At 40.6% G+C, this 21285-nt stretch carries 11 protein-coding genes; 8 read left to right on the forward strand and 3 right to left on the reverse strand.

Annotation, left to right across the window (positions count from 1 at the left end):
- Nucleotides 1-44: 44 nt before the first annotated feature.
- A complete protein-coding gene (locus AN395_RS06145; RefSeq protein ID WP_054982404.1) occupies nucleotides 45-2474 on the forward strand; it encodes a VolA/Pla-1 family phospholipase in 2430 nt (809 codons plus the stop codon).
- A gap of 100 nt (nucleotides 2475-2574) precedes the next feature.
- Nucleotides 2575-3591: a protease SohB gene (sohB, locus tag AN395_RS06150; protein ID WP_054982405.1), complete on the forward strand. Its 1017-nt coding sequence runs from the start codon at nucleotides 2575-2577 to the stop codon at nucleotides 3589-3591.
- A 61-nt stretch (nucleotides 3592-3652) separates the two neighbouring features.
- Here the strand turns inward: sohB and AN395_RS06155 are convergent, their stop codons facing one another.
- Nucleotides 3653-4984, reverse strand: a complete 1332-nt coding sequence (locus tag AN395_RS06155) for a dicarboxylate/amino acid:cation symporter (RefSeq protein WP_004587790.1) — start codon at nucleotides 4982-4984, stop codon at nucleotides 3653-3655.
- A 188-nt stretch (nucleotides 4985-5172) separates the two neighbouring features.
- Here AN395_RS06155 and AN395_RS06160 point away from each other — a divergent pair, with 188 nt between their 5' ends.
- On the forward strand, nucleotides 5173-8481 hold the full coding sequence (locus AN395_RS06160) for an Ig-like domain-containing protein (RefSeq protein WP_054982406.1): 3309 nt from the start codon (nucleotides 5173-5175) through the stop codon (nucleotides 8479-8481).
- Nucleotides 8482-8734: 253 nt separating this feature from the next.
- Nucleotides 8735-11431 (forward strand): type I DNA topoisomerase, encoded by a 2697-nt coding sequence (gene topA, locus AN395_RS06165; RefSeq protein ID WP_054982407.1) that lies wholly within the window; start codon nucleotides 8735-8737, stop codon nucleotides 11429-11431.
- A 119-nt stretch (nucleotides 11432-11550) separates the two neighbouring features.
- Here the strand turns inward: topA and AN395_RS06170 are convergent, their stop codons facing one another.
- Complete coding sequence (locus tag AN395_RS06170) at nucleotides 11551-11793, reverse strand: hypothetical protein (protein ID WP_004587793.1); 243 nt, start codon at nucleotides 11791-11793, stop codon at nucleotides 11551-11553.
- Nucleotides 11794-12028: 235 nt separating this feature from the next.
- Between AN395_RS06170 and AN395_RS06175 the strand changes: the two genes are divergently transcribed.
- The gene (locus tag AN395_RS06175) at nucleotides 12029-12580 is read left to right on the forward strand and encodes a TIGR00645 family protein (RefSeq protein WP_054982408.1); all 552 of its coding nucleotides are present in this window, start codon (nucleotides 12029-12031) and stop codon (nucleotides 12578-12580) included.
- Nucleotides 12581-12706: 126 nt separating this feature from the next.
- On the opposite strand, the gene AN395_RS06180 is transcribed toward AN395_RS06175, so the two are convergent.
- Entirely contained in the window at nucleotides 12707-14332 is a 1626-nt protein-coding gene (locus tag AN395_RS06180) for an alpha-glucosidase family protein (protein ID WP_054982409.1), read from the reverse strand.
- Between the two features lie 653 nt (nucleotides 14333-14985).
- Here AN395_RS06180 and AN395_RS06185 point away from each other — a divergent pair.
- The 3 genes from AN395_RS06185 to AN395_RS06195 all read left to right on the forward strand — a co-directional run bounded on the left by AN395_RS06185 (nucleotide 14986) and on the right by AN395_RS06195 (nucleotide 21237).
- Complete coding sequence (locus tag AN395_RS06185; protein ID WP_054982410.1) at nucleotides 14986-17772, forward strand: TonB-dependent receptor; 2787 nt, start codon at nucleotides 14986-14988, stop codon at nucleotides 17770-17772.
- 115 nt (nucleotides 17773-17887) lie between these two features.
- Nucleotides 17888-19381 carry a tryptophan halogenase family protein gene (locus AN395_RS06190; RefSeq protein WP_054982411.1) on the forward strand — a complete coding sequence of 498 codons (1494 nt, stop codon included), beginning with the start codon at nucleotides 17888-17890 and terminating at the stop codon, nucleotides 19379-19381.
- On the forward strand, nucleotides 19381-21237 hold the full coding sequence (locus AN395_RS06195) for a glycoside hydrolase family 13 protein (RefSeq protein WP_054982412.1): 1857 nt from the start codon (nucleotides 19381-19383) through the stop codon (nucleotides 21235-21237). Before AN395_RS06190 ends, AN395_RS06195 begins: the two co-directional genes overlap by 1 nt.
- Nucleotides 21238-21285 lie beyond the last annotated feature (48 nt).

A 21285-nucleotide genomic window follows, 5' to 3' on the forward strand; every position in this document is an offset into this window, starting at 1 on the left:
AACGAACACACTATAAAAATAAAGATATGTGCGGAGCCAACAATATGAAAAAAATGCTACTCTCACTCTCGGTTACAGCTGCGTTAGCAGGTTGTGGCGGCGGAGAAACATTAGAAGATGTTAAAAACGATACTGCAACCATAATACCTAATGCCACGGTGACCTTTGACCCTGCAAATGGGGTTTTATCTGTCCCTAACGATTTATTAATGAGCGGCACTCAAGACGGCACAATTAATATTCCAGGTGAATTAGACGATGATAACGTCTCTGTGCCTCGCACTGCTTATGCAGATCCGCAATTAGCGCTAGGTGCGTTAGATGGCTGGTCATCGCAAGTGCCTTACAAAATTGATTTAACTTTCCCTACAGGTGTATCGCTTGATGAAACCTCTGCAGCGTCGCCTGGTACAGTAAGAATTTTTGAAGTGGTTATGGGCGCAAGCTTAACTGATGCAGAATGTGCTGTTGTTACAGCTGGTTCAGCGTGTAAATTGGTAGGTGAATTAACCTACGGCGTAGACTTCATTTCTCAAGCCTCTGGCGATGCAGTTGCTATTATCCCATTAAAACCTTTCACACCAGGAAGTTCTTACATAAATGTATTAACCACTGGATTAAAAGACTCTCAAGGGCGTTCTATTCAGCCTTCTTCTACTTACGCTTCTGTAAGTGAAGAAGCGCCATTGATTACTGATGCTCAGCTTGGTCTTCAAGCGGCAGTAAATAGCTATGAAAATGTGGTTGTAAGCTCAGGTGATATTACTAAAGATGATATTATATTTTCTGCTGCTATGACCATTCAATCAGCAGGCCCAGTGCTTGGTACAATTAAAAACTTACTGGCAGCTAGCTTACAAAATGATGCTTTGCCAACACCAATGGTAAGTGTGCCTGAACAAGCAATGGTAAATGTGCAGCAAGTATTTGCAGCTGCGGGTGTTAGCGTATCGGATGCGTTCTCTGGTGTGCAATATTTAAAAGGTAGCGTTATGTTACCTATGTATTTAGGCACGCCAACAGGCACTGAAATAAGCGATTTAAATGATACATATTGGCAAGGTATGTGTGACAACGCGGTAGCTGTTTTAGGTTACAAAGCTGCAGCAGGCGAGGCTTTCCCTGCAGAGCCAATTAGCGATAATGATGGGCTTTGTGCTGCGTTAAGTGACGGACAGTTGCGTGATTTAGGTTTAGACACTACGCGTCATTTAACTAAGTATAACTCTATTCCTAAAGTGCAAAGCATGGCGAATGTGCCAGTGCAAATAACCAAACCTATTTTACCGGTTATTAATTTTATTCGTGATTCACAAGGCCTTGATCCAATTGAAATGCCAGAAACTGGTTGGCCAGTTGTTATTATGCAACACGGTATAACAACAGACAAAGAAAGCATGTTGGCACTCACTGCACAACTTTCAATTCAAGGTTTTGCCACAGCGGCGATTGACCATCCTCGCCATGGTGAGCGTGGTGTAGATGTTGATGCTGATGGGACAGATGACTTTAATGCGACGACGGGCTCAGTACTAAGTTACATGAACTTAAACTCGTTGTTAGTGGCTCGTGATAGCTTGCGTCAATCATCAGCAGATTTATTAGGCTTACGCTTAGGTTTAAACTTTATTAATGATGCGACGATTAACGCACAAGATGTAACCTATGTAGGGCATTCTTTAGGCTCTATTGTTGCACCTGCATTTATAGCTCAGGCTAATACTCCGCTTGCAGATACAGTTGACCCATTATTTAAGGTAAACACGGTAGCACTTGCCAGTGGCGGTGGCGGTATAGCAAGCTTTTTACTTGAATCGGCTGCGTTTGGGCCATTTATTCAAGGCTCTGTATTATCGCAAGCTGGTACAGCAGAGTCGCAAGAGTTTAACGAGTTTTTACAAGCAGATGCTATTTCAAACTGTGGTACATTATTACCAGATATGGAAGCGTTTTTAACTTGTGGCTATCAGGCGTATGTAACCTCACTTACTACGGCAGGGGAAACTACAAAACTTGCTAACATTCAAGCGGTAATGACCGAGTTTGCTTTTGCAGCGCAAACCGCACTTGATAGCGGAGACCCAACAAATTACGCAGCAGCGGTAAATGCATTAGGTACCCCTGTATACACTAATGTAGTTGTAGGCGATGGTGCAGATAACAAACCAGACCAAGTTATTCCGCCAGCGGCAGCAAATAACCCTATATCGGGCACAATTCCGTTAGCAACATTAATGGGGCTTGAAACAGTAAGCACTTCACAAGCACTAAGTGAAACCCCGGCGAGTTATTTGGTGAAATTTACAAAAGGGCACCATGGCTCAATTTTAACGCCAGCACAAGACGATGCCCAAGCGGCAACAGTTGAGGGCAGTGCAGCAGCAAACGCTGAAATGCAGCTCCAAGTAGCTACTTATTTAGCTGCACGCGGGCGTATGTTATTAGTCAGTAACCCAGAGGTTGTGACTGATTAATCAGCAAAAACCTTATTAACCTTGAAAAGCCACTGTTTAGTGGCTTTTTTTTGTTATAAAGCATGATAAATTAGCTTAAATTTATAAATGGAGAGACCAGTTGGAATTTTTATACGAATACGGTTTGTTTTTTGCTAAAACGGTTACCTTTGTTATTGCTATTGCAATTATTTTAACTCTTATTGTGGGTTCAGCAGTAAAACCTAAAGCTAAAAAGGGAGCCATAGAAATAGACGATTTGTCTGAGCAACTAGATGACTTAAAACACAGCTTTTTAGAAAATACTTTAACTAAAAAAGAGTTAAAGGCGCATCATAAAGCGCAAAAAGTCGAGTCTAAAAAAGCGGCAAATGATGAGCCGAAGCCACGCCTATATGTTATTGATTTTATAGGTAGTATGGACGCTCATGAAGTTGAAAGCCTACGCGAAGAAGTGACCGCAATTATTGCCATTGCTAATCCTGAGAAAGATAAAGTATTAGTTCGCTTAGAAAGTGGGGGCGGCGTGGTGCATGGCTATGGTTTAGCTGCATCGCAATTACAGCGTTTTAAAACTACAGGTATTAAGCTTTCGGTTTCTATTGATAAAGTAGCAGCGAGTGGCGGTTACATGATGGCCTGTGTGGCCGATGAAATATTAGCGGCTCCTTTTGCTATAGTTGGCTCTATTGGTGTAATTGCACAAATACCTAACTTTAATAAAATTTTAAAGAAAAACGATGTAGAGTTTGAGCAAATTACAGCAGGCGAATTTAAACGTACGTTAACCTTGTTCGGCGAAAATACAGATAAAGCCCGCGAAAAGTTTCGTGATGAAATAGAGCAAACACATGGTTTATTTAAAGAGTTTGTAAGCAGCCAACGGCCAACACTTAGTATTGATAATGTGGCAACGGGTGAGCATTGGTTTGCAACACAAGCAATTGAAAAGGGCTTAGTTGATGTAATTAAAACCAGTGATGATGCGTTATTAGAGCAACAAGCTGAGCGTCAAATATACAAAGTAAAATACAAAATTAAGAAAGGGTTAAGTGATAAGTTAGCAATTGGGCTAAGTAGCTCTGTAAATAAAGCAGGCGTTAATTTAATGTCGCGTTTTAAAGCAATGAACCCATAAAACGTTATTAAAGGTAATAAAAAACCCTTGCATAGCAAGGGTTTTTTATGGGCTTAAATAATTACTCAGTAGATTTGTGGTAATCTTCTAAGTCTTTAGCTGCGTTCGGGTCGTTAAATATTGTTTCATCTAATTGACCTTCTGATTTAGCAACCACACAAGTTACCATACAGTCACCCGTTATATTAACGGCTGTGCGCGTCATATCGAGTAATCTGTCAACACCAATAATAATTGCAATCCCTTCTACTGGTAAACCTACTTGGTTAAGTACCATTGCAAGCATGATTAAACCCACACCAGGCACACCCGCAGTGCCTACCGAGGCAAGCGTTGCGGTTAGAATAACCATTAAGTAATCAGAAATCGTTAAATCAACAGCAAACACTTGTGCAATAAATACTGTTGCCACGCCCTGCATAATGGCTGTGCCATCCATGTTAATGGTAGCGCCTAGCGGAATAGTAAAAGAGGCAACCGAGTTATTAGCGCCGAGTTTTTTGGTCGCAGTTTCAAGTGTAATAGGCATAGTCGCGCTTGAGCTTGAAGTGCTAAAACCAAATAAACACGCATGTTTCATTTTAGCTAAAAAGGTAAGCGGGTTAAGGCCTGTTAATACTTTTAAAATAATACTGTAATTAATAAACGCGTGAATTAATAACGCCGCCACTACTACAAGGAAGTACTTAGCTAGGCTGAGTATTAATCCCATTTCGATAGTGGTAAAAAGTTTAGCCATTAAAAAGAACACACCGTAAGGTGCAATGTTCATAAGTAGCGTTACTAGTTTTAAAATAACCGTGTTTAAATCTTCAAATACTGCGGCTACACGTTTACCTGCTTTGCCACTTAGCGCCATTGATACACCAAATAAAAGCGCAAACACAATAACTTGCAGCATGTTCCCTTTAGCCATCGCTTCGAATGGGTTAGTAGGGAACATATCGATAATCACTCGCGCTAAGGTAGGGGCTTCTTTAGCATTAAAGCTTGCATCTGATGGCAGTGCAATGCCTTGACCTGGATTAAATAATAACGCCAGTGAAATAGCTACGGTAATTGCCACGGCAGTTGTAACTAAATATAAGCCAATCGATTTACCACCTAAACGGCCTAATTTTTTAGGATCGCTTAAGCTACACGTACCACATACAAGTGATACAAATACCAGCGGCACAACCAACATTTTTAAGCTGGCAATAAAAATTTGTCCGCCAACATGGAAAAGGCCATCTACAAAAAAAGCTTTAATTGGCAAAGAGAATAACCCAAGAGGAATTAGATAATCGTCTTCACCAGCTAATATAGCCTGAAATAAAAAGCCTACTGCAATACCTAGTGCCATGCCAATCATGATACGGGTAGTTAAACTCATTGAACGTATTTTAGACATATTCCCTAATCTATTTTTTCAAATTTGCCATAGACTACCAGCAAGGAAATATTTACTACAGAAAAAAATAGCCTTTGCGGAATTATTTACATAAAAAAGTGACAAAAAACTGTGATATTAGACTAAGTTATAGGTTAATATTAGGTAAACAACTATTAGTAAATAATAACAACGCTAGGGAGAGGTCCATGCCTTTAACGCGACTACTCAGCATTACACTATTTAGCATTTTGCTTTGCGCTTGTGGTGGTGGTGGAACAATCGAAAAAGACGGCACCATCGGAGATGATGACGATTCTACTACAGAAACATCCACTTACACGGTAACTTTAAAAGGTTACTTACAATCTAGTGACACTGAGTCAAACACGGTCACAGCGGCTGCTCCTTTAGAGCTTAGAGCTACTTTAGAAGATGAAGATGGCGATGCAGTCTCAGGTGAGCGTATTACTTTTACCCTTGCTGACTCAATCGGTGAACTAAACCCTACAGCAGGTACAGCGTTAACCCAATCAGATGGTATAGCGATACTGGAACTTACCGCGGGTGAAAATGCAGGAGCTGGTGAAGTAACAGCAACCTATACAGTAGATGGCGAAAGTTACACCGATACGTTTGCATTTGAGTCGGATGGCGCACAATCAACAGATCCACAATTGAGTGTAACGCTTGTTGATTCATCTGGAGCTACGACTCGAAGTGTTGATTATTTAAACCCTGTTACCGCGCAGGTTGAACTATTAATTGATAATGAACCCGCTGCTTACCAATTAATTGAGTTTGTACTTACTGGTTTAGGGAGTATAAATCCTACAAATGGTACAGCTTTAACAAACGAACAAGGCATTGCAACAATTAGCTTGCTTGCAGGGACTGAAGCTGGGGCTGGCTCTATTGTGGCCACCTACACCGATAACGAAAATACTGTTTATAGCTCTGAAGGTTATACATTTACAACTGAAGGGGATGCGCCCATTCAAGGTGAATCATTAGACTTTTCTATCGGTTTAAGTCTTACCTCTTCAACGACGTTATCAGAAATTAGCACAATCAGCGCTGCAGATAGCGCAGTTGTTAAAGCAACTATTCTTGACGGAGATGGCGTTGAAGTTGAAGGGGCAGTTGTAAACTTCTCATCAACTTTAGGTAATTTAATCCCAAGTATTGGTACTGCACTAACGAATGAGAGTGGTGTTGCATCAATTAACTTAACTTCGGGTACTGTAGAAGGTGCAGGCGTTATAACAGCCCAGTACGAAGGTGTTGAGCAAACGCTGGGTTTTTATACAAAAGGTGATGCTGTAAATCCAGACCAAAGTACTGCAGATATTAGTTTTTCAATCCTAGAAAATTGTCCAGCAGACTTTAAATCTCAAAGAGATGCAAGCCAGTGTGATCTAGTAACTAGTATCTCAGGTGATTCAACGGCGATTCTTTATATCGAAGTGACTAACGAGAATTCGACAACTCCTCTTACGCAGACCCTAGTAACAGCGAGTACAACAATTGGCTCAATTACACCTTCAACTGGCACGGCTATTACCGATGCAAATGGTATCGCACTTTTAGATATAGTTCCTGGTCAAGATGTAGGCGCCGGTGAAATTACTGTGTCAGTGCTCGATAGCGATTTAACTAAGGCATTTCAAATTGCTGCTGTAGATGTTGAAATTGCTATTAGCAGCTCGGTTGCAGACGATGAACTATTAGCTGCAGGTGCAACAGCACTTATCTCAATTGAAATCTCAAAAGACGGTGAGCTATATACCACACCACTTACTGTTGAATTTTCATCTGGTTGTGTTGGCTCTGGCCAAGCACTTATAGACGAAACAGTAACCAGCATTGGCGGCTTTGCACGCTCTACATACCGTCCGCTTACTTGTGTGGGTGGCGACATAATTACGGCTACCGTGATCACCGGTGGCGATACGGTTTCTGCTAGTACCACTATAAATGTATCACCTGCCAATATTGGCTTTTTACAATTTGTAGAAGTGACTGAGCCAGTAATTGCATTAAAAGGTACGGGTGGTGCTGACAGAACTGAAATCTCTGAAGTAACATTTAAACTTGTGGATTCAAATGGCAATGATTTAGCTTCAAGAACGGTTAACTTTGAGCTGTCAACGGCAGTCGGTGGTATAACGTTAGGCACAGCCAGTGCAATTACTAATGCCAGCGGTGAAGTGACTACCTCAGTTCAATCAGGTTCAATTGCTACGCCTGTGCGTGTTATCGCTTCTAGCGAAGAAGACGTAGATGGCGACACGGTTATTGTAACCGCCCCTTCAGATATTCTTGTAATTAGTACAGGTATTGCTGATCAAAATAGCTTTTCGCTATCGCGTTCAATATTTAACCCTCATGCGTTAAATGTTGATGGTAATACGGTATCGGTTAATGCTCGCCTAGCTGATCACTTTAACAACCCTGTGCCAGATGGAACAGCTGTTAGCTTTATCACAGAAGGGGGCGTAATAGAGCCCAGTTGTACAACAACCAATGGTACGTGTAGCGTAACGTGGACCAGCAGTAACCCACGCCCGTTTACTGACTCTATGTATGAAAATACCATTACGCAAAAGTGTGATGGTGGCTTACCATGCCCATTAGGAATTTTAAATAATGACTTAACGGTAGATTTACCGTTAGGTGGACGTGCAACTGTACATGCTTATGCAATTGGTGAAGAAACGTTTTCTGATTTAAATGGCAACGGCTACTTTGACAGTGAAGACTTTTTTGATGATTTATTTGATATTCCAGAAGCCTTTATCGATAACAATGAAGATGGCACCTATGGCGGTAAAGACTGTAATGATGGAACCGACCCCTGTTCACGTGATAACTCAACCGGTGATGAGTTTGAAGAATTTGTCGATTTTGATGGCAATGGTACATGGACCACAGAAAACGGCCTATACAATGGTTTACTGTGTCGTGAAGAAGACGAAGCCGCAGGTATTTGTAGTCGTCAACTGGTTAATGTATTCCAAAATCAAGAAATAGTGATGTCAGGGGATGCTGCGTTCTTCAGGGTTGTTACGTTTGCTGATGACTGTGCCGCAATACCTGGTGTTACAGCGACCGAAGTACGCGTTAATAGTGACCCTGCAAGTCCACTCGTACGTAGGAATCCTGTAGATCCAACAAGTGCGCAAATGTGTCAAATATCGCAAATTGATTTAACCGAAGGCACCGGGGTTACTACTGCTGGGGTGACGGTATTCATTGCAGATATTTATAATAACCCTTTACCAGCGGGCTCTGAGGTGAACGTCAATACGGATCAAGGAGAACTTTCAGGCACGACGAATTATACTTTCCCTAACACGACAAGTATTCAACCTGCTAATCTTTCATTTAGCATATCAAGAGTGTTAGTTGAAGATAGAAATGCGGTAGTTAGTGGTGCTTTAACTATTACCACAACGGCAACATCAGGTTTGATTTCGTCGTCGTCAATAACAATATTACACGATGCAAAACTGTAATTCGGTAATGATTAAACAAAAATGCCAACCTTAAGGTTGGCTTTTTTATTTGTGTTCTATATATTCCACAGCAATTATTTTAAAAACACCGGTTTGTATAATTTAACAACAAAAATTGTTTGTTTATTCAGTAAATACTGAAAAGTTTGTATTAAAAGCTTGTAACAATAGGTGTTTGTAGATATACCTATAAATATTCGCGCCGTTTATGTCGGCAAAACACATTTAAATATTTGGTTAGAAATAGGCAACTATGGGCAAATCGCTAGTAATTGTAGAGTCACCTGCTAAGGCTAAAACAATTAATAAATACTTAGGTAAAGACTTCATCGTAAAGTCCAGTATTGGACATGTGCGTGATTTACCTACTTCAGGTTCGAACAAAGCTAAAGTACCGGCGACTAAAACGCCAGCTGAAGTTCGTAAAATGGAGCCTGAAGAAAAGGCAGCGTATAAACAGCAACGAGATTACACTAACTTAGTTGCACGTATGGGTATTGATCCTGAAAAAGGGTGGGAGCCACATTACGAAATTTTGCCAGGTAAAGAGAAAGTAGTTCAAGAGTTAAAAAAGCTGGCCGAAAATGCAGACCAAGTTTATCTCGCAACGGATTTGGATAGAGAAGGGGAAGCAATTGCTTGGCACCTTCAAGAAATTATTGGTGGTGAGCCTGAAAAATATAAACGCGTTGTATTTAACGAAATTACAAAAAATGCGATTCAACAAGCGTTTGAAACACCTGGTGAACTAAATACCGACATGGTATATGCACAACAAACACGCCGCTTCTTAGACCGTGTAGTTGGCTTTATGGTATCGCCATTATTATGGGCTAAAGTAGCGCGCGGGCTTTCTGCTGGGCGTGTGCAATCGGTTGCGGTACGTTTATTAGTAGAGCGCGAACGTGAAATTAAAGCGTTTATTCCAGAAGAGTTTTGGGATATACACGCCGATGTTAAAAATACTGAGTCACAATTACGCTTAGAAGTCACCAAACAAGCTGACAAGCCATTTAAGCCGGTAAATGAGGCTCAGGCTACAGCCGCAGTTAAAAGCCTTGAGACAGCCGAATATAAAGTAATAAGTGTTGAAGAAAAACCAAGCAAAAGCCGCCCAAGTGCGCCTTTTATTACTTCAACCATGCAACAAGCCGCCAGTACACGTTTAGGCTATGGCGTTAAAAAAACAATGATGCTTGCACAGCGCCTCTACGAAGGCGGTTACATTACTTATATGCGTACCGATTCAACTAATCTGTCAAAAGATGCAGTTGAAATGTGTCGTGATTATGTAACCCAAGAGTTTGGCGCAAAGTACTTACCTAAAGACCCAATTAGCTACAGCTCTAAAGGCAACGCACAAGAAGCGCACGAAGCGATCCGTCCTTCAAGTGTCACTGTACTTTCTGGGCATGTTGAAGGTGTTGATGCCGATGCCAAAAAACTGTACGAATTAATTTGGCGTCAATTTGTTGCCTGTCAAATGGTACCTGCAGAGTACGACTTAACAACGCTTACTGTGGCCGCTGATGAGTTTCAACTAAAAGCAAAAGGGCGAGTACTTCGCTTTGATGGTTGGACAAAAGTACAACCTGCGGTACGTAAAAAGAATGAAGAAGATCAATCGCTGCCAGCAGTAAAAGAAGGTGAAGTACTTAGTTTGATTGAGCTTGACCCTAAGCAGCATTTTACTAAACCGCCAGCGCGCTTTAGTGAAGCAAGTTTAGTAAAAGAGCTTGAAAAACGTGGTATTGGTCGTCCATCTACGTACGCATCAATTATTTCAACAATTCAAGACCGTGGTTATGTACGGGTAGAAAACCGTCGTTTTTTCGCTGAAAAAATGGGCGAAATTGTTACCGACCGTTTGGTTGAAAACTTCACTGATTTAATGAACTTTGACTTTACAGCAAAAATGGAAGGTCGTTTAGATGATATCGCCGAAGGCGAGCGTGTATGGACCCAAGTGCTTGATAAGTTTTATGCTGATTTTTCTACGCAATTAAACATAGCCAAAGATGAGCCAGAGCAAGGCGGAATGCGCCTTAATCAAATGGTCGAAACCGACATTGACTGCCCTACATGTGGCAGAAAAATGGGTATTCGAACAGCATCAACGGGTGTTTTCTTAGGGTGTACAGGTTATAACTTACCGCCTAAAGAACGTTGTACAACCACTATGAACCTAGTGTCAGGGGATGAAGCGGTTGCGGCAGATGTTGAGGACATTGAAACTGAAACATTAATGCAAATGAAGCGCTGTCCAATCTGTGAAACGGCTATGGACTCTTACCTAATAGACGAAACCCGTAAATTACATGTTTGTGGTAATAACCCTGCATGTGAAGGGTATATCGTTGAGCAAGGTACCTTTAAAATTAAAGGATACGATGGGCCTATTATCGAATGTGATAAATGTGGCTCAGACATGGAGCTTAAATCGGGCCGTTTTGGTAAGTATTTTGGCTGTAACAACGAAGAGTGTAAAAATACGCGTAAGTTACTTAAAAACGGCGAAGCTGCGCCACCAAAAGAAGATCCTGTGCACATACCTGAACTTGAATGTGAAAAGTCAGAAGCTTATTTTGTTTTACGTGACGGGGCTGCAGGTATTTTCTTGGCGGCTAACACTTTCCCTAAATCACGCGAGACGCGAGCGCCTAAAGTGGCTGAGCTAAAGCGTTTTAGAGAGCGTATTTCACCTAAGTTTTATTACTTAGCTGATGCGCCAGATAAAGATCCTGATGGTAATTTAGCCGTAGTACGTTATAGCCGTAAAAATAAAGCGCAATACGTGATGACTGAAGTTGACGGAAAAGCCACAGGCTGGACTGCTCACTACGAAGCGGGTAAATGGGTAGAAGAAGCGAAGAAAAAAGCAGCGCCTAAAAGGAAAGCGGCTGCAAAAAAATCGCCAGCTAAACCTAAAGCAAAAAAAGAAGCTGAATAAACGTTAAAATTTATTTAGCCTAAGACAAATAAAAACCGGAATACACAGCCTGTGTCATTCCGGTTTTTTTATGATTATATGCGTCGCAATGGCTTTATTAGCCGCATATTTTTTATTGTTTAGATTTGTACAGTAGATACTTTTTTGTAGCCTTCAGACTCTAATTCATCATTAACGCATTGAAGAACATAGCCAAATAGATCGTCGTTACTTACATCATCATCTTTAGCCCAATTTACACACATATCTGTGTATTCTTTAATTGTTTGTGCAGAAGCTACTGGTGCATCGTCTGCGATTGCAACCGTTGCAGATACAGCAAAAAGTGGTGCAACTATTAATGCTAGCAATGCTTTATTCATTTGTTGATTCCTAAATAAATGGTTTAACGATTTAAATACATTTTAAAGCTGTATTTAAATAGTGCCCAATGCAGAACAACTCTGTTGGTGTAGTGATTTTTAATCGAAATTAAAATAAAAGATAACGAAAAATTTTTATCGTCAAGATGAGTAAATTACGCTTAAATAATTATATAAGTAATTGTGTTGTAATAAATTATAAGCTAAGGTCGCTTTTTTATAAAAAGATAGATTAATGTCAGAACACCAAGCAAAACCAACCAGTACGCCTCGTAAAATACACCAAGTAGAGCAGGGCTTAGAGTCGTTTATATTTAAAGGGCGCTGGTTATTAGCCCCGTTTTTTGTAGGCCTACTATTTGCTGTAATATTGCTATTAATAAAGTTTTTTAAGCAACTTTATTTAATGGGTATTGCCACTTTTAGTGCAACAAACCAAGAGTTATTAGTGGGTATACTTACCCTAGTTGATACCGCTTTACTGGCTGGTTTATTACTTATTATTATTTTTAGTGGTTATGAGAACTTTGTTTCAAAGCTTAATATAGAGGGCCACGAAGATAGGCCGTCATGGATGGGAAAAGTAGGTTTCTCTGGCTTAAAAATGAAGCTTATTAGCGCAATTGTTGCCATATCTGCGGTTGAGCTTTTAAAGGTATTTATTAATTCTAATATTCATTCAAGTGAGGAGCTATTTTGGAAAGTGATTATCCATGTCACCTTTGTAAGCTCTGGCGTGTTATTTGCGCTCACTGATTATTTAAATAGTAAAACACAATCACATTAGAAAGGTTAAGTTAGTGGTTTGGAGGTCGGTATTTCGTCTTAATACCGGCTATAGCAGCCCCACTATTTGAGCGCACAAAAAAGCCCGATAAAATCGGGCTTTTGAGCATCATACGTCAGGGCATTCTTATTTTACAAAAGCAAAGTAACAGTCAAAACCATTCATGTTTAGCTTATTACCATCTAAAGTAGCATTACAATGAGATAGTGAGTCATGCGCCTCAGTCACTGTTTTAGTCAACTCAAATGTTTGATTGGTATCAGCTAAGTTAAACACACATAACATCGTTTGCTCGTTTAGCGTTCTGTAAAAAGCGAGGATAGGCTCAGCAGTATCAATAAACTTAATATCGCCTGCTAATAACACAGTATGCTGTTTACGCCATGCCATAAACTCACGATAAGCATTGAGTATAGAGTTTGCATCTTTATCTTGTACAGACACAGCCTGCTGCGTATGCGCGCTATCAACCGGTAACCACGGTTTAGCAGCACTAAATCCTGCGTTTTGTGTGTTGTTACCTTCCCATGGCATTGGCGTTCTACAGCCGTCGCGACCTTTAAAGTTTGGCCAAAAGGTAATGCCATATGGGTCTTGTAGGTCTTCAAATGCTACAGAGGCTTCACCTAGCCCCAGCTCTTCACCTTGGTACATACATACACTACCACGTAATGAAGCAAGTAGGGCAGTAAGCATTTTGCATTGTGCTGGGTTTATTTCACCATTTTGGCTCCAGCGGCTCGCAACACGCTCTACATCGTGGTTGCTAAACGCCCAGCACGGCCAACCTTCAGTCATGCGCTGCTCAAGAGTCTGTACGGTTTCTCTTATGTATTCACTTGAATAATCATCAGTGAGTAGCTCAAAACTATAGCCCATATGCAGCTTATCGCCGCCTTGGGTATATTCTGCCATTGTTGCCAATGAATCTTCCGATGAAATTTCACCAAGTGATACAGTACCCGGGTATTTATTAAGTAGTGCTCGTATGTCTTGCATAAACTCAATGTTTTCTGGCTGGGTGTTATTATAATAATGGTACTGAAACGCATATGGGTTATCTTCACTAAAGCCACGGCCTTGGCGTTTATCTTTAGGCTTTGCTGGATTGTCACGTAATTGTGCATCGTGGTAGCAAAAGTTAATAGCGTCTAATCTAAAACCATCTACACCTTTTTTAAGCCAAAACTCTACGTTTTCTAAAACAGCTTTTCTTACATCTGGGTTATGAAAGTTTAAATCAGGCTGTTCGGTTAAAAAGTTATGTAAATAGTATTGACCGCGACGAGGCTCCCATTGCCAAGCACCGCCACCAAAAATAGATAACCAGTTATTAGGCGCTGTGCCATCTTCTTTAGCATCCGCCCATACGTACCAGTCTGCTTTATCATTGTTTTGGTTTTCGCGGCTATCTAAAAACCAGTGATGTTGGTCTGATGTATGGCTTAACACTTGGTCAATAATAATTTTAATGTCGCGTTTATGTGCTTGATCTATTAACTCATCAAAGTCGTTTAGGTCACCAAATATGGGGTCTATATCGCGATAGTCACTTATGTCGTAGCCAAAATCTTTCATTGGTGATTTGAAAAAAGGAGAAATCCAAATAGCGTCAACGCCTAAGCTTTTAATGTAATCAATGCGATTAATTATCCCTTTAAGATCACCAATACCATCGTTATTGCTGTCTTGAAAGCTTCGCGGGTAAACCTGATAAATAACCGCACCTTTATACCACTGCTGTTGGGCCATGCTTTTCTCCGTCGTTCCACACAGTATTTATATTGTTATTAGTTTGATTGAAACAATCACTAAATTTTCAAAAAGCATACGTGAAGGGTGCCGCTCTGTAAAAAGTCTGCATACGTATGCAGCTAATTTACTTACATAAAAGCGGTTTTACCTAAGCAGAAAGTTACGCATAAAAACCGCTGCAGCACTTTTACCAATCATGTTTATTTAGGTGTAACTAAAACAACTGGCTATTTTGGTGCTTATTTTTAAAGGGCTGCACAGCTTTGGTGATTTCATTCTTTGGTCAGACCAATTTAACCTGGTAATCTTTACAAAAGATATGCGTGTAAATTTATAAAAAACCTTTAATTAACGCTATTTACAAACAATGACACAGGGATTTCAGTTAAATAATTGATGTATTTTTATAATGATAATAAATCACTAGGTTGCACCAATATAAAACTATTTAAAACAGTAGGTTAAAGTTTTATTTGTGAACTCATTGTTAACTTTTAGCCTTTTGCATAGTACTGAATACGTATGCATAAAGTTGTTAATAAAATAATTCGAGCGTTAATATTGATGCTGACAACAAAATTAGCTCGTCTGTTTGACTATCACTCAAATAAAGAAGCGAGTATCACAATATGGGTAACGGGAAAAACATCATGTCTATGTTCAAACCAAGTATATTAACGTTGGCAATGGCTACTGCAGGATTAGCAAGCTTTGCCTCTGTAGCAGCACAAGAAGATACAGTTAAAAATGATGACGTTGAGGTTATCGAAGTAAAAGGCTTTCGTGGCAGTGTTGTAGAATCAATCAACACAAAGCGTTTTTCTACTCAAGTCGTTGAGTCAATTTCAGCTGAAGATATAGGTAAACTTCCTGACTCGTCTATTGCTGAGTCTATTGCACGCTTACCAGGTTTAACGGCGCAGCGCCTAGATGGTCGCGCAAGTAGAGTATCAATTCGTGGTTTTGGTGAAAACGAAAGTGGCACCACATTTAATGGCCGCGAGCAAGTATCTATTGGCGATAACCGCGGCGTAGAGTTTGACCTTTACCCATCAGAAATTATGAGCGGCGTTACCGTTTATAAAACACCTAATGCAAGTATTGAAGCAGAAGGTATTGCCGGTGTTATTAACATGCAAACCGTACGTCCTTTAAGTAAAGGCGAGCGTGTATTTCAAGTTAATGGCCAGTACGAGCAAACTAGCTTTGATAAACTAAACCCAGACGGTAACGACGATGGTTACCGCGGTACTATTTCATACATTGATCAATTTGCAGATGACACCATAGGTGTTGCGTTTGCACTAAATACCATGAGCTCTCCAAATCAAGAAAAACGTTGGAACGCTTGGGGTTACCCTGAATTTACTGCTGATGATGGTCAAACGTACTCTATATTAGGGGGTGCAAAACCATTTGTACGTTCATCAACCCTTGAACGTGACTCAGCAATGCTCGTACTAGAGGCCGCGCCTACAGATAAATTAAACATGACGTTTGATGCGTTATATGTTGATTTTACAGATGAAAAAATCTTACGTGGTATCGAAATTCCATTCGCATGGGGTCAAGGTTCGATTGACCCTGCAAGCGTAGCTGTAGATGACGCAAGTGGTTTTATTACCAGTGCGGTAACAAATGGCCAACGTGTGGTTGTTCGTAACGACTACGAAGAGCGTGAAGCAGAACTAACCGCGTTTGGCTTTAACACTAAATACGATATTGATGACTCGTGGTCAGTAGAGTTTGACGCAAGTTACTCTCAAGTTGACCGTAAAATTTGGAGCCTTGAGAGTTACTCAGGCACAGGTCGAGGCGATGCTCGCGGTGTTGCAGATAACCTTGGTTACACATTTAACGGTGGTAATACAGGTGCTACGTTTACTCACGATTTAGATTACAGCGATTACAGCTTAATGCAATTAGGTGGTCCTTTATCATGGGGTGCAAGCTCTGCTTTAAATGATAAATATGGCTTAACGGGCACCGAGTATGAAAACCAAGCGCAAGATGGTTTCATTAATGCACCTACAATTGAAGATGAGTTATCTACGTTAAAACTAGCGGCATCTAAAGTATTAGAAAACGAATACTTCAGCTCAATTGAATTTGGTATGTCTTATAAAGAGCGCGAAAAAACCAAAGATTCGCAGGGCTTCTTTATGACGTTATCTGGGTTTTCACTTGATAACCCGGGTTTAGTTACCGTGCCAGAGCAGTATCGAATGGGCAGCGTTAATTTAGACTTTATTGGCATGGGCGATATGATTGCCTACGATGTAAATGGTCTTGTTAATGACGGCTACTACGACTTACTAGATGAAAGCTTAACAAATACGAGCCACTTAACTAAATCGTGGACCGTAAAAGAAGAAATTACCTCTGCATTTGCACAAGCTAATATTAATGCCGAAGTAAGCGGCTTAGCGTTAACGGGTAATATCGGTGTACGTTACGTTCACACTGATCAGTCATCGCAAGGTAATGCATTTAGTACTGTAGATGGCATTGTTGTGGCATCACCTACCAATATTAGCCACGATTATTCACACGTTTTACCAAGTTTGAACTTATCACTTGCGATTGATGAGCAGCAAACAGTACGTTTTGGTGCAGCTAAAACAATCTCACGCGCCCGTTTGGACGAGATGAACTCATCTATTGATGCATCATACAACACAACGCCTGATGAAAACGGTAACTTTTGGTCTGTATCGGGTGGTAACCCTAACCTAGAGCCTAAAGAAGCAACTGGTTACGATTTAACGTACGAAAACTACTTTAGCGATGAAGGTTACTTCTCTGCTGCGTTTTTCTATAAAGACTTAACCCAGTGGATTTTTGACGGCACATACGAAATTGATATGTCGGGCGTTGCTGACCCTTCAACGGGTGAAATACCAGCTACTTCTGAAGGTACTGGCAGTGGTAAAGTAAATGGCGGTGGCGGCGACCTATACGGTTACGAGCTATCTCTCGCATTGCCATTTAAAATTTTCCACCCATCACTTGAAGGCTTTGGTTTAATTGCAAGCCATACCGGTATTGAATCAGACATTGAAGATCAAAACGGTAATGAGTACGAGCTACCGGGTCTGTCTGACAAAATTCAGAGCTTAACGGTTTACTACGAAATGAATGGTATTCAACTGCGTACCAGCATGCGTAAACGTAGTGCCTTTAAAGGTGATGTATACGGGCTAGGTTTTGATACCGAGCAAGTGGATATCCTAGGCGAAACAATTTGGGACATTCAAGCGGGCTACGACTTTAGTGAGGCCGGTGTTGAAAGCCTTGAAGGGTTATCAATTCAGTTCCAAGTTCAAAACTTAACAGAAGAGCCGTTTACATCGCTTTCTGGCGATAACGCGCTACAAGTTCGTGACTACCAAGATTACGGTCGTACTTACTTGTTAGGCTTTAGCTACAAGCTATAATAAAGGTTGTGTGTAGGAGCCCTTGTAATTTGTTTTACAAGGGCTTTTTTATAGCTACTTTATCTAAATTTTATCAAACTTAACAAAGCTTTAAACTGTAAACGTGGACAATAATATGAAACCAATAAAACACGTCGTAATCGCAGGCGGGGGCACGGCAGGGTGGATAACAGCCGCCTTGCTTAATAAAGTGTTAGGTAAAGTAATTAAAATAACCCTTATTGAGTCAAGTACTATTGGCACTATAGGCGTGGGTGAAGCAACAATTCCGCCTATTATTCAACTTAACAATGCACTGGGTATAAACGAGCAAGATTTTATAAACGCTACAAATGCATCTATAAAACTAGGAATTGAATTCGAAAATTGGAAAACCCCCTCTCATAGCTACATGCATGCTTTTGGCTCATTTGGAAAAGACTTCCCCTTTTGCGATTTTTACAATTTTTGGGTAAAAGGACATATTAGCGGTGCAGAAGAAAGCTTATGGGACTTTTCTCTTAACTACCAAGCGGCTAAACAGCATAAATTTGCACCCTTAAATACCCTACCTAATACACAATTGCCTGGCTTGAGTTATGCGTATCACTTTGACGCAACGTTATATGCTGAGTTTTTAAAAAAGCTCGCAACATCACGCGGTGTTGAGCATATTGATGCCAAAATAGAGCAGGTTGAACAATGCCCTCTATCAGGGAATATAAAATCATTAACCCTTGGTAACACACAGCAGATAAATGGCGACCTTTTTATAGACGCTACAGGCCAGCGCGCCTTACTCATAGAGCAAACCCTTAACACCGGTTTTGTCGATTGGTCTCATTATTTACCCTGTGATAGTGCCGTGGCGGTGCAGTCTCAAGGTACTAGCGAGCTAAAACCTTATACGCGTTCAATTGCACACAGCGCAGGCTGGCAGTGGCAAATACCGCTGCAAAGCCGAATAGGAAATGGCTTGGTGTACTGTAGTCGTTATTTATCTGACGATGCGGCAACGCAGTTATTATTAAATAATTTACCTGCTGAGCCAATGACTGAGCCGCGGGTGATTAAATTTAAAACAGGGCGGCGGTTAAAGCAATGGCATAAAAATGTGGTATCGGTTGGCCTTGCCAGTGGCTTTTTAGAGCCGCTAGAGTCTACCAGTATTCATTTAATACAAAGTGCCGTAACCCGTTTAATAAAGCTGTTTCCACACAATGGCATAAGCGAAGCTTTAGTTACTGAATTTAATAAGCAAAGCGTGATAGAAATAGAGCACATTCGTGATTTTATAATATTGCATTACACACTAACAGCGCGAGAAGACTCCCCATTTTGGCGACAATGTAAGCAAATGGACATTCCTGACTCATTGGCCCATAAGCTCAAATTATTTAAGCAAACCGGCAAAGTAGTGCGCGAAAACGACGAATTATTTGCCGAAGTTGCCTGGCAACAGGTGTTTATTGGCCAAGGACTTATCCCCGAAGATTACAACAGCATTGTTGACTCACTCAGTAGTGAACAACTAAACGATTTATTCTCAACACTAAAAACGCTTATTACCTTAACGGTAGATCAATTACCCACTCATAAAGATTTTTTAGCAAAAATTAAAAAGGCCTGATGATGCAACTTTTAAAAAAACTTTTACTTGTAAGTGCCTGTACTTTACCAACCATTAGCTTCGCACTTGACGTTGAGCCAGCTAATTGGTGGGTTGGCATGAACAAAAACACGATTACCATCATGGTTCATGAGCAAAACATTGCAAACGAGCAAATTAAATTAGCTAAATACAACGGTGTTAAGTTAAATAAAGTAACCCGTACCGACAATCCAAATTATGTATTTTTAAATATTACCATTACCGACGCCGCTAAAGCCGGAACGCTTGAATTTAATAGCAGCGAAACGAGCAATAACTTTGAGTTTCCACTTCTTGAGCGAGATAAAAACAGCGCTCAGCGTCAAGGGTTTACATCAGCTGATACGCTTTATTTAATTAACCCAGATCGCTTTGCTAATGGTGATAAACAAAACGATACCGTCCCAAGCATGTTAGAAGCGGCAAACCCGAGTATAAAAGGTGGGCGCCACGGTGGTGATATTCAGGGCGTTATAAACGCGCTTCCCTATTTAAACGACTTAGGCGTAACACAGCTTTGGCTAACGCCTGTGCTTGAAAACAACATGCCTAATTATTCTTATCATGGTTATGCAATTACAGACTTTTATAAGGTTGACCCACGCATGGGCTCAAACCAGTTATACAAAACGTTATCAGTAAAAGCCAAAGAGCAGGGTATAGGGCTGGTAATGGATATGGTCCTTAACCATTTTGGCTCTGAGCATACTTGGGTTAACGATAAGCCAACTAAAGATTGGATTAACTTTAATGGTGAGTTTAATAAAGGCAAAAATGCCACCAGCCATGCGCGCCAAACCATACAAGACCCACACGCCAGTGAATACGACAAGCGCCAGTTTAACGATGGCTGGTTTGTAGAAACCATGCCTGATTTAAATCAGCGCCAACCACTGTTAAGTGAATACTTAATTCAAAATGCGATTTGGTGGATAGAATACGCCGATTTAAGCGGCATACGTGTTGATACCTACTCATATTCAGATAAAGCATTTTTGAGTGATTGGACAAAAGCCATAATGCAAGAGTACCCAGATTTTAATATTGTTGGAGAAGAGTGGACGTCTAACCCTGCTATTGCCTCTTACTGGCAACGTGGAAAGCATAACCAAGATGGCTATACATCAAGCTTACCAAGCGTGATGGACTTTTCGTTGCAAGAGTCGGTAATTCAAGCGCTAAATGAAGATGAAAGCTGGAACACGGGTTGGGTTAAAGTATATGAATCGTTAGCTAATGACTTTTTATACCCTGATACAAATAACATTATGGTATTTGCCGATAACCACGATATGAGCCGTGTTTACACTGAGCTTGGCCAAGATGTAGCCAAAACAAAAATGGCGATGACCTTGTTTTTAACTACACGTGGCATAGCGCAAATGTATTACGGTACGGAAGTACTATTAGATAACACCCCAAGTAAAGACCATGGTGATATTAGAATCGACTTCCCCGGCGGGTTTGAAGGCCAAACTCGTAATGCCTTTACCAAAGAGGGCTTAACAAAACAGCAAAAAGAGATGCATAACACCATCAGTACGCTGCTTAACTTTAGAAAAAACAGCTCAGCATTAGATAAAGGAAAGCTTGTACACTTTACGCCTCAACAAGGGGTTTATAGTTATGCGCGTATTAGCGATGAGCAAACAGTGTTGGTATTTATGAATAAAAACACACAAACGCTACAAAAAAATATTGAGTATATGCAAGAGGTAATGCCTAACAGCACAACAGCATTTAATTTATTTACTCAAAAAACACAAAAGCTTGGCAAAACCATTGAATTACCAGCGATGAGCGCAACGGTACTCGTTATAAATACGCCACAATAGTGACCTGAATACGTATGCAGCAACTGTATGGTTGCTGCAGTAATCTTT

The sequence above is a fragment of the Pseudoalteromonas sp. P1-30 genome, from assembly GCF_001400005.1.
Classification (GTDB): Bacteria; Pseudomonadota; Gammaproteobacteria; order Enterobacterales; family Alteromonadaceae; genus Pseudoalteromonas; species Pseudoalteromonas atlantica.

Bases quoted from the DNA above. Each gene is read 5' to 3' on its own strand.
- AN395_RS06185 (WP_054982410.1), top strand. From the start codon at position 14,986: ATGTCTATGTTCAAACCAAGTATATTAACGTTGGCAATGGCTACTGCA.
- AN395_RS06180 (WP_054982409.1), bottom strand. From the start codon at position 14,332: ATGGCCCAACAGCAGTGGTATAAAGGTGCGGTTATTTATCAGGTTTAC.
- AN395_RS06160 (WP_054982406.1), top strand. From the start codon at position 5,173: ATGCCTTTAACGCGACTACTCAGCATTACACTATTTAGCATTTTGCTT.
- AN395_RS06145 (WP_054982404.1), top strand. From the start codon at position 45: ATGAAAAAAATGCTACTCTCACTCTCGGTTACAGCTGCGTTAGCAGGT.
- AN395_RS06170 (WP_004587793.1), bottom strand. From the start codon at position 11,793: ATGAATAAAGCATTGCTAGCATTAATAGTTGCACCACTTTTTGCTGTA.
- AN395_RS06190 (WP_054982411.1), top strand. From the start codon at position 17,888: ATGAAACCAATAAAACACGTCGTAATCGCAGGCGGGGGCACGGCAGGG.
- AN395_RS06155 (WP_004587790.1), bottom strand. From the start codon at position 4,984: ATGTCTAAAATACGTTCAATGAGTTTAACTACCCGTATCATGATTGGC.
- AN395_RS06195 (WP_054982412.1), top strand. From the start codon at position 19,381: ATGATGCAACTTTTAAAAAAACTTTTACTTGTAAGTGCCTGTACTTTA.
- AN395_RS06175 (WP_054982408.1), top strand. From the start codon at position 12,029: ATGTCAGAACACCAAGCAAAACCAACCAGTACGCCTCGTAAAATACAC.
- topA (WP_054982407.1), top strand. From the start codon at position 8,735: ATGGGCAAATCGCTAGTAATTGTAGAGTCACCTGCTAAGGCTAAAACA.